Annotated in this window: 1 pseudogene; it reads left to right on the plus strand. The window is 69.8% G+C overall.

Going from position 1 to position 1,337, the window contains the following annotated elements:
* Positions 1-861, plus strand: a pseudogene (locus ACXJKL_RS21150) (ubiquinol-cytochrome c reductase cytochrome b subunit); the annotation flags it as partial.
* Between the last annotated feature and the right edge of the window lie 476 nt (positions 862-1,337).

Below are 1,337 nucleotides of genomic sequence, written 5' to 3' on the forward strand. Positions count from 1 at the left end.
GTGTGGAAGTTCGGCCCCTACGACCCGACCAAGGTCACGGCCGGCTCGCAGCCCGACTGGTACATGGGGTGGCCCGACGGACTGCTGCGGATCATGCCCGGCTGGGAGTCGGTGATCTTCGGCTACACGATCTCGTGGAACGTCATGATCCCGATCCTCATCGTGCCGCCGCTGATGCTCGTCATCCTGATGCTGCTGCCGTTCATCGAGGGCTGGATCACGGGGGACAAGCGCGAGCACCACCTGCTCCAGCGCCCGCGCAACGCCCCCACCCGTACCGCGGTGATGGTGTCGCTGATGACCTTCTACGGTCTCGCCTGGGCCGCCGGCGGCAACGACCTGATCGCCATCCAGTTCAACATGGGCATCAACGACATCACCCACGTCATGCGGTTGATGATCTTCGTGGGCCCGGCGATCGCGTTCTTCATCACCCGCCGCTGGTGCATCTCGCTGCAGCGCCACGACAACGAGAAGCTGCTGCACGGCTACGAGACCGGCATCATCATGCGGTCCCCCGACGGCGGCTACTCCGAGCGCCACCTGCCCATCAACGACACGGCGGCGTACACCATGACCGCCCGTGACCGCGACGAGATCCACACCGTCGAGAGCCACACCGACGGCAACGGCGTCGTGGCGCCAGGATCCCGGGTCCAGGCGCTGCGGGCCAAGCTCTCGGAGAAGATGTACGAGCACAACGTGCAGAAGCCCACGGCGGAGGAGCTCGCGGAGGCGCACCACCACGCCGCCCACGAGCACGAGCTCGAGGCGGGTCTCGACCACCCGGYCGACGGCCACCAGTTCGACGGCCACAGCGACCACACGGTCGAGGACGCCCCGCTGCGCGGCGGCCACTGACGCTCAGCGCACGGCACTGAGTGCCCCGGACCCTCACGGGTCCGGGGCACTGTGCATTTCCTGGCCGCCCGCTCCCCCGCCTTTGACGCTGCGTCGCACTCGCGGCACTTCCGCGCACTGGCGGTGGCCGACGGGCCGCCGAGTCACTCGCACGTCGTACGCCGCCATTCTCTGCGACCAGGTAGTCCCGCGCGGAACTGGCGGCAGCCGACAGACCGACGAGCCACCCGCACGTCGTACGCCGCCACCCTCTGCGACCAGGCAGTCCCGCGCGGAACTGGCGGCAGCCGACAGACCGACGAGCCACCCGCACGTCGTACGCCACCACCCTGCGGGCCCACCCGCGCAACTGGCGGCAGCCGACAGACCCACCCAGCCCGCGCGCGACAACTGGCGGCGGCCGACGGGCCGACGAGCCACCCGCACGTCGTACGCCGCCACCCTCTGCGACCAGGCAGTCCCGCGCGGAACTGGCG

Source organism: Nocardioides sp. P5_C9_2, assembly GCF_054049555.1.